The organism is Psychromicrobium xiongbiense (assembly GCF_030271165.1).
In the GTDB taxonomy this organism is placed as follows: Bacteria; Actinomycetota; Actinomycetes; order Actinomycetales; family Micrococcaceae; genus Renibacterium; species Renibacterium xiongbiense.
Window position 1 is genome coordinate 1 of the sequence record NZ_JASSZH010000048.1, and the last position, 8,618, is coordinate 8,618.

Sequence of the window (8,618 nt, forward strand, 5' to 3'; positions counted from 1 at the left end):
CATGTTCGCCATGGCCAGAACTCCTCAACTAAAAAGTACAGATGAAAGTGCATGGGAAGGAAAATCCCCATAACATCATCGACTGTACTAACCGGTTCCTGGAGGTGCAACTCCTCGCGGAAGTCGTTACCCCACCGTTACGAAAATCCTCTTGCCGGTCTGCAGGACCATCCACCGGGTCACCTACACTCGAAGGAAGTTCTGATCGTTTCGCCCCCCGCCCCGTCGAAAGTCGTGTTGTGCCCGAAGGCATCGTTGTAGCGTCCTTGCCGCGTCGCGCTATGTCCTATCTGATTGATCTGGCCATCTTCACCATCCCTGCACTCGGGGCCGTGATGTGGTTACTCCCGGCAGGCTTCGCCCCAGAGGCAGGTCCGGGTCTGGTGGCATTGGCGGGGATCGCGCTGATCGGCATCATCTACGGGCTGGTCCTGGCGGGCATGCTCGCCAGGACGGGGCAATCGATCGGCGACCGTTTCCTCGGATTGCGGGTTCTGACAGAGGACGCCAGTCAACCGTCTTCGGTGGGCAGGACGTTGTACCGCGGCCTGGCATCGTTGGGTGGGTTGCTGCTCATCGGGATCGGGCCGGTGATCTTCTGGCTGGAATTCCGCAAGGACCGCGATGATCAGCAGACCTGGCTTCATCAACTTAGCGAGACGACCGTCATCGATATCCGCTCCGGCATCGACCCGATGAATCCCGTGCCTGCTTACTACTCGCCACGAGTCCAGGACTGGATCGCCCCGGGTACCGCAGCCACGATCGAAATGTTCCCCCCTCCCCTGCCCGTCTGGTCGACTCAGATCACCTCGCCGCCCACCCAGACATCTGCAAGCGTCACTGCCGCCCTACCCGCCCTGCCAGGGACGTCGACCCCGCAACGGAGGCAGGCACCGCGGTGGATCGCTCCGTCCATTCAAGGACTGACCAGCATTATGGTCATCACGGCGTTGTGTTTCGGTTCGGCCTGGGGCAGTGGATTCCTACAGCCACTGGAACGGCCCACCGGGCCTCACCAGTACAGTGCAGCCAATCTCGCGTTGATCAAGCCCACCCTCACGACCCACATGGGCGCTGGCTTTCCGGGCTATGCCTCGGGCCCCCTCTGGCGGAAGCCACTGGGCACCACGGCGCAGGTCACCTCAGCCCAGGGCGGAACGTTTGTCTTCGATAACCACCAACTCACCATCCTCGATAACGCTACCGGGACTGTGATCAGCGAGCAGACGCTTGACGATGATGTCGTTTTTGCCCAGGAAACACGCATCAGCGGCGAGCCCGGGATGGTCTGGCGCATTAGCAACACCCTCCACGCCTGGGTGCCAAGCCTGGGCAAAGCACCCGCCACACCCGTCGATATACCAGCCGATGCCACCCTGTCCACCGCAGGCACTGACCTGCTGGTCACCGCCCACGACGGGAAGCTGTCCACACTGACCAAAACCGGTCTCGCCCCCGTGACGGGGATTGACGGTAAGATCGCAATGGGCGTCGATGACGGCAAACTGCTCAGTGCCAAGTACTCCGGATCACTGACTATCAGTAGCGCCGACGGCAAAGACCGGCAGGACGTCCCCCTCAGCGCACCGAGTGAGAATCTTCAGTTCATGAAATGGGTGACTGCGGGCCACGGACTGGCTGTGGTGCTGTGGTCTGCCTTCCCCGATAGCCGTGATCCGAAGAACCCGGTCACCATCGCCGTCTACCGGGAATCCACCGGCGAACTGCTCTCCAGCTTGGAAGTCCCGCTCTCCCGAGTCGATGAGGATCCCGTCTGGGTGCGGGGAAACGGCTTCCTCTGGGCCTCCTTCGCAGGGTATGCATATAATCTGTCCAGTGGATTGCCTTTATTGGACCTCAAGGCTCAGGGCATCAAACGATCCGGGATCCTCGCGGACGGTGTGCTCGGAACCACCGATGAGGGCCCGGTCTACCTCCAGGAACATCAAGCAACTCTCTACAACGGAGTGACTCCACTGGCCATTGTTGCCAGTGGAGCGGTCGTCAAAACCAAAGACAACGAAATTCAACTCTTCGCTGCCCACTGACGACTCCTTGTCAGGGGGACGAGAACAAGGGGACTGATCAGCGTGGTACTGGTTGTAAGAAAAGACCTCAGGGTGCTACGTGTTGGCCTGGCCACGCTCGCCGTCGGCGCTCTGTTGGCACTACCTATCGCGGCCGCGCATGCTTCCGATGCCCCAGCAGCATCTCCCGCAGCTGTATCTCCCGCAGCCAGCCCGATGCCGGGCGCTCCAGTCAGCGGCGGAACACCAGCACCCACCGCCACACCCAATTCCCCGGCAGCCGCGACACCTGCCTCCGGCTCCCCCGCCGCCGCCTCCCCGGCCGCCAAGGCGCCGACGCTCAAACAAGCCGCGGCACAGACCGCGACTGCACCGTCAGCTCCTGTGGCGCCACCCATCACCGTGAACCTGGACCAGGCATCCGTCCAGCCCGGCGAGACCCTCACCGGCACCGTTGACGGCCTCGATGCCACCCTGCCAGCCCAGGCAACACTCACCCGAACGTACCCGGCAAAGCCATCCGTCACCCTCGATTGCACCCTCAGCCCACAGACGACCACCCCACCGCCTGCCGGCCAGAAACTCTCCTGCGTTCTGCCGAACAATCAGGCCCAGGGCACCTACGACGTCGTCGTGAGCCAAAACGACGCCAATGGAAAACCTCGCACCGGTGCGTCGGGGACGGTCTACGTGGTGAAAACCAGTAGCTACGATCCGCGAATTTCCGGGCCGACCCTGCCAATCGCCCCGGGAACGAGTACCAGCATCAAGGGTGCCGGGTTTGTTCCCGGAGGAGATATCACCGTGTCCACGGGCAGCTTCCTTCTTCCTGGTGGCACAGCAACCGCCGACGCTCAGGGAAACTTCGACTTCGCCCTCACCTCCAGCCCCTTCACCAATGAGGGCCAGTACATCGTGAACGTCACCGACACCCTCACAGGGGTCAGCGCGCAACTCTCCATCTACGTACTCCGGGCCAACGCCGTGCTGAACTCAACGATCAATACCGGGACCAAGGGCGGCTACACCACCGAGATCAGCGGCAACGGCTTCTCAGCAGGTAAGTACACGCTCGATCTGACGCTCTATACCTCCGACGGCACCACCGTGGTTTCCCAACTCGCGCAGAACGTGTCCGTCAACAACGCCACCCTGGCCAGCACCTCGGTCAAGATCCCGGCCAGCACACCAGCAGGCCTCTACCAGATCGCCGCCACCTCGGGAAGCGCACGACTGGCCGCCACCTGGATCGCGGTGTTCCCAGAGCCAACCGTGACGGCTCCTATCGCACCCGCCACCCCGGTCATCCCTATCATCCCCGTCACGCCGCTACCCACGGACCCGGCCGTGAAAGCACCCGAGCCGGCGCCAGTCCCCCTGGTCCACCAAATCATCGGCGCTCCCAACACTGACCCCTTCGCGCAACTGGGCAAGAACCCGCTCCCGGATCTGAACTCCTCCACGACCACACCCACCGGCGGACTGGTCGGCAAAGACCCAACCCCGGTCACTCCCGGTGCTACCCCTGATTCATCCCCCGCCCCCACCACCCAGAATGCACCAGTAGCAGCAGCGCCAAGCCAGGCAAGCAACACCTCGGAGTTCCTCTGGTGGCTGCTGATCCTCGTCGCACTCATCGCCATCGTGGCAGGCCTCGCCGGCGGCTACTTCCTCGCAGCAGCCAACCGCTCGGCCCGCTAAGCCCACGACGGGCGGCCTCAACATCTAAACGTCTGCCCCCAGGCAGGGGTTGCGGATACCCGCCCGAGTTTCTACACTGAATTACATTATTAGTCCCATCCCTCACCTCAAGCCCCCTAGGAGTTCTGGCCATGGCGAACATGAATGTCACGTTTGATGAGCTCGACAACGCAGCAAAATCCCTGGAGAGCGGCAAGGCGGATCTGGAATCAAAGCTCGGTGAATTGCAGAAGAAAATCCAGGCCCTGGTGACCAGCGGCTACGTCCCGGACAAGTCCTCGAACCCCTAAGAGGCGGAGTACCACCCGTTCACCCAGGGCGCACAGCAGGCAGTGAGCGGTCTTGACGGTCTCTCCCCCTACCTCCACCACGCAGCGGACACCCTCCGCTCCACTGACGAGCAACTGGCCACCCAGCTGGGCAAGTAGATCAGTGGGCGGGATCGCAGCTAGTTCTATGAGCTGTGATCCTGTCGTCGGAGTGTTGATGGTTTCCCTGTAGTTGTTGAGGGGGTGGTTGGTATGGCGGATCTGAGGGTAGATGGCGATGCGCTGGAGGGCTTCTCCGGAACATTATCGGCCCATGCTGGCGAGCTTGAGCGTAGGGTCATGGCCCTACAGGTTCATGCGGGTCGGGTGTTGGGTGGGTCCTGGCAAGGGACTACCGCCGATGAGCTGAGCAAAACGTTTGCTGTGTGGGTCGATGGATCCCGGGGCGTCTGGGAAGCGTTGACCGCACTGTCAACGTTCGCGGGCGTGAGTGCGTCCTCATTCACGATCACCGATGAGGGCTTGGCCGGAGTCGCGGCCGCAGCAACGACTGCTGCAGGCCTGACCATCACCACCACCGTTACGTCCTCGAGGCCTTCGGCAGGCCGGGCCGGTGTTGTATGAGCGCGAAGTTTGAAGCTGATGAAACCCAGATCGCATTGTTCCTTCAGGAGCTGGCCGCAGTCACGATGTACTGCCAGGAACTCCTCGATCAGGTGTCCGCTGGCACGGGTACGATCACTGCCGGATGGGACGGTGCCGCAGCACTGGCTTTCGATACCCAGATGGGCCGCTGGCAGGCAGAGACCGATGCGATGATCGGTCAGGTAGATCACTTCATCGCGCTAACCGGTCATGCGGTGGAGCAGTACCAAGGGGCCGGGGATGCCGCCCGCAAGGGGTGGCTGTGACGCGCCTGATCGTGAATACCTCCTCCTATGTTGATGCCTCTGACGGGTTATCTTCGGCGCAGGTGTTCCTTCATCAGGGGCTGGACGGGCTGAAGTCCGGGTTGGCCAACGCAGCAGGGATGGCCGGAAATGATGACGCCGGTATCAAGTTCGCTCACGATTACGATGAGGCGGCCCAGAATCTGGCTGGTGGTATTACCGATGCGATCACAGGTGCAGGGGCGCTGTCCCGTCTGCTCGCAGACACCGCCAATGTCTGGGCCGATGCCGAACACTATGCTTCCGGCGGGGTGTCACCACTGGGTCTGGCCTACTCAGCGGCAGATACCAGCGACCTGTCCGGAACCTGCTCCGCCATTTCACCTACCGCGCAGGGTGGCAACACTAACGGTGTTCCTCAGGGGTGGGAATGGATCCAGTCTGTTGTCGGGGCTGTGTGGCCTAATGGTGATACCGGTAAGCTACGGGCTGCTCAGAAAACCTGGGAACATGCTGGGGACGATCTACGTTCCGCAGCCTGGAAAGTTGATGCTGCGATCAGTTCCCTGGGCGGTCTTGCAACCCCGGAAATTGACCTGGTCCACACGAAACTCAACCAGTACCGGGGCTATCTGAACGATCTCTCCACGGGCGCATACCAGCTCGGCCAGGCCTGTACCGGGTACGCGGACGCTGTGGATGAAGCACACACCGCGATCATCCACGAACTCATCGAGCTTCTGGCCATCACCGTGGCCATCGAGGCAGGCTCCGCCCTGCTCGCGGTATTCACCGTGGGAGCCTCCGAGGTCGTGGGCAATGCCGCCCTGATGGCCAGAATCGGCCTCACCGGCACCCGTGTAGTTGCCATGATCGGCCGGCTAACGGAGCTTGCGACGACGATCGGGACCCGTATCGCCGGGATCGCCGGGGCGATCACGCGTACTCTCGGGTTTCTCCGTGAGCTCAAAGTCGTCAAAACTCTCACGTATCTTGGGACGAAAGCTCCGTTGCCTCTCCGGGTGATGACCGGGTTGAGCATTAACTCTGCGATCGGTGTGGGTATCGACGCCGCCGCCCACGGAGGCACACCCGCAAACCCGATCCACGACATCGTCATGGCCGGCGTCACACCCTTCGGCGTCGGAGCCGTAGCCAACAGCATCAAAGCGGGCACTAAATCTGCGGTCGATGCTGGAGTCGGTGCCGTACTCAGGAATGGCATGATCACGACCAACGGGATCGCTCGTATCCCCTTGATCGAGCTGAAGTTCATCAAGAACCTCAAACACGATCCGATCGAGTTCCGCCGCCAGATCGCCGGCCAAGAACTTGGGCTAAACAGCATGACGGTTGCAAATTTCTTGAGGAATCGTGATCAACTATCGGCCCGACTGGCAGCTGGTCTGCCAATCAGACCATCTGAAGCAGCAGCGGCCCAGCTAAAGACTCGCAGCATTGCATTTGAAGCCAAGCTCGACGAGCTTCTCCTGGCTGGAATTCCCATGAATGAAGCTAAACTTCAGGCCTCGGCTTGGCTGGGTGGACAGGCTGCGCTTCACAATCCAGATATTATTGCTGGCGGATTCCCCACGATAATGTCCGGTGTCGGTGATAGTCGAATCAACTCTTCCATCGGTGCTCAGTGGCAGTCCAGAATCGAGGATTTTGACGCAAGGGTAAGGGATATCGCAATATACCTCAGTGAGACTGAACGCGAAACAACATTGATTCATGTTAAACTTAATTATTGATCCGAATAGTGAACCTCAGAGGATTTTATGACTGGCATCACTGATTTCGTGCCGACCGGGCATATGCCACAGGCATCCATCGATAAGTACGCCCCCTTGGTACCAGCAGAACTCGCTGTACTTTGGACCAGCTTTGGCATAGGCACCTTTCACAAGGGCTATTTGCGAGTCGTCGACCCGAACGACTGGAGCAAACTCGTTGACGAGACATACCGGGGTTTTAATCCATTGATCCCCATCATGACTACCGCCATGGGTGACATCATCGGTTGGGATGGAGAAATGCTCCTCCTCCTAGATTATCGGCATGGACTAATTCGACATGTCCTTACCGCAAAACACTTCCTCAGACTTATCGGTGAGGAGCGTTACATGGAAGAGGATCTCTTCTGGAGTCCATACCCAGAGGCCCGTGAGCGGTATGGAGTTCCGGGGCCCGAGCAGTGCTTCGGCTATATTCCGATTCTTGGCGCCGGTGGTCCTGAGAAGGTCGAGAACCTTCAGATCCTCGATATGCACACCCACATCGAAGTCATTGCAGCCCTCATGGGCCCACTCGATCGTTTTGTCTTTCATAGTTAAGCCGGCCAACCTTTCGGTGAGCTATTTTGCCCACCTAGCCTGGATTTTTCATGGGGCTGGGTTTCGTGGGGGTCGGGGCTTACTGGCTGCCTGACTGGTTCGATTTTGGCATGAGGGTGTGACAGGGTGGCCGCTGACCGTGGCGGTTGTGCGCGGGCGGTTCCACTGCCACCCGAGTTTTCCTTCCTTTATCGATTCGACGTTGGCTGTTCGGTTATGGCGGGGTGATGGTCCTGAGTCGGGTGAGACCTTTGATGAGCAGGGTTGTTTCGGGGGCTGATCTGGGAAGGTGGATGAGGGTTTGGCGGGCGTGGTGGCTGATTTTCCCGGCGATCTCGAAGACCCGGGCCCGGAGTTTCTTCGGTTCCCACCGCTTCGCTTTGGTTCCGGCGAACGCGAGCATTTGTGCCCATGCGGTGATCTCGGTAGCGAGCATGACCAGGTGGCACCAGAGGGTGTTCGCGGCAAAGGAACGCAACGGCAGGTTGGTCAGGCCTGTGTCCTTAGCACCCCGGATCCTGTCCTCGCAGCGGGCCCGTAGCCGGTGCCGTACTTCAAGGTCAGCGAGTTGGCCGCGGGCCTGGTTCGTCGCGAATGCCGTGTAACGCATCCCGTCAATATCCGTGATCCGTAGTTGAGCACCGGGGTGCGGGATTTCCTTTCGGACGATCACCCGCAACCCTTGGGGCCAGGCGGAGAGTTCGAGCATGTCCGTGATACCCGTCACCCAGGCACCGTCACGTTCAAACCCATCAGAGTTGTAGGCCCGGGCCCACGCCGTTTCAGGGATCAACGGCAGGACGTTCTCAACTGCGCCGTGGATCGGGAACCCGACCGAGTAGCCCAGGTTCCGGTGTTTCGCGCTGAGCCAGTGCAGAAACTCCTGCGTGCCACCAGCAGAGTCCGTGCGGATCATGATCTTCCGCCCCGACCGGTGTGTGGGAGGGAGTTGTTTCAACGCGTCCTTGACGACCTGGATATGATCCGTAGCCGTGTTCGAGCCCGCGTTGCCCGGGCGCAGGATCATCGCTAACGGTTCACCTGTTCCCTCACCACCGTGATCAATGAACGCGGCCAAAGGATGGAACCCATAGCCTTTCTTCCACGTCGGACGGGCCTGTTCCTTCTTCGAATGCGCGCTCACCAGCGTGGCATCAAGGTCGATCACGACCGGGTTAGCTGAACTGGCGTTATGCAGGGGTGAGGCGTCCCCGGCCGCAGCCCAGACACGGGCCCGTGCGGCAGCGCGCGCCTTGTTGATCGCGGACAGCGTCTTGCCCGGGGTGAGCGTGGCCAGCACCTTGAACAGTCGGCTGACCGTGGGATCCGAAGCCATCAGCCCGTAAACCGGCTCTTCGCAGTTGAGGGTGTAGGTCGGGGCCGCGCGGCGAT

The 8,618-nt window shown here is 60.6% G+C and carries 8 protein-coding genes; 7 read left to right on the forward strand and 1 reads right to left on the reverse strand.

What is annotated here, in order from left to right:
* Positions 1–239: 239 nt before the first annotated feature.
* The 7 genes from QQM37_RS14015 (at position 240) to QQM37_RS14045 (ending at position 7,226) form a co-directional block, all read left to right on the forward strand.
* A complete protein-coding gene (locus QQM37_RS14015) occupies positions 240–2,051 on the forward strand; it encodes an RDD family protein (protein ID WP_285728235.1) in 1,812 nt (603 codons plus the stop codon).
* Positions 2,052–2,123: 72 nt separating this feature from the next.
* Positions 2,124–3,731, forward strand: a complete 1,608-nt coding sequence (locus tag QQM37_RS14020; RefSeq protein ID WP_285728236.1) for a hypothetical protein — start codon at positions 2,124–2,126, stop codon at positions 3,729–3,731.
* 131 nt (positions 3,732–3,862) lie between these two features.
* Positions 3,863–4,021 carry a WXG100 family type VII secretion target gene (locus QQM37_RS14025; protein ID WP_285728237.1) on the forward strand — a complete coding sequence of 53 codons (159 nt, stop codon included), beginning with the start codon at positions 3,863–3,865 and terminating at the stop codon, positions 4,019–4,021.
* Between the two features lie 231 nt (positions 4,022–4,252).
* Positions 4,253–4,624, forward strand: a complete 372-nt coding sequence (locus tag QQM37_RS14030) for a WXG100 family type VII secretion target (protein WP_285728238.1) — start codon at positions 4,253–4,255, stop codon at positions 4,622–4,624.
* A complete protein-coding gene (locus tag QQM37_RS14035; RefSeq protein ID WP_285728239.1) occupies positions 4,621–4,911 on the forward strand; it encodes a WXG100 family type VII secretion target in 291 nt (96 codons plus the stop codon). Before QQM37_RS14030 ends, QQM37_RS14035 begins: the two co-directional genes overlap by 4 nt.
* Positions 4,908–6,644 (forward strand): polymorphic toxin type 15 domain-containing protein, encoded by a 1,737-nt coding sequence (locus tag QQM37_RS14040; protein WP_285728240.1) that lies wholly within the window; start codon positions 4,908–4,910, stop codon positions 6,642–6,644. The genes QQM37_RS14035 and QQM37_RS14040 overlap by 4 nt, the downstream gene beginning before the upstream one ends.
* Before the next feature lie 27 nt (positions 6,645–6,671).
* A complete protein-coding gene (locus tag QQM37_RS14045; RefSeq protein WP_285728241.1) occupies positions 6,672–7,226 on the forward strand; it encodes a T6SS immunity protein Tdi1 domain-containing protein in 555 nt (184 codons plus the stop codon).
* Between the two features lie 214 nt (positions 7,227–7,440).
* Here the strand turns inward: QQM37_RS14045 and QQM37_RS14050 are convergent.
* On the reverse strand, positions 7,441–8,618 hold a 1,178-nt coding region (locus QQM37_RS14050), incomplete at its 5' end, for an IS1380 family transposase (RefSeq protein ID WP_420030178.1).

Bases quoted from the DNA above. Each gene is read 5' to 3' on its own strand.
- QQM37_RS14025 (WP_285728237.1), top strand. From the start codon at position 3,863: ATGGCGAACATGAATGTCACGTTTGATGAGCTCGACAACGCAGCAAAA.
- QQM37_RS14030 (WP_285728238.1), top strand. From the start codon at position 4,253: ATGGCGGATCTGAGGGTAGATGGCGATGCGCTGGAGGGCTTCTCCGGA.
- QQM37_RS14035 (WP_285728239.1), top strand. From the start codon at position 4,621: ATGAGCGCGAAGTTTGAAGCTGATGAAACCCAGATCGCATTGTTCCTT.
- QQM37_RS14045 (WP_285728241.1), top strand. From the start codon at position 6,672: ATGACTGGCATCACTGATTTCGTGCCGACCGGGCATATGCCACAGGCA.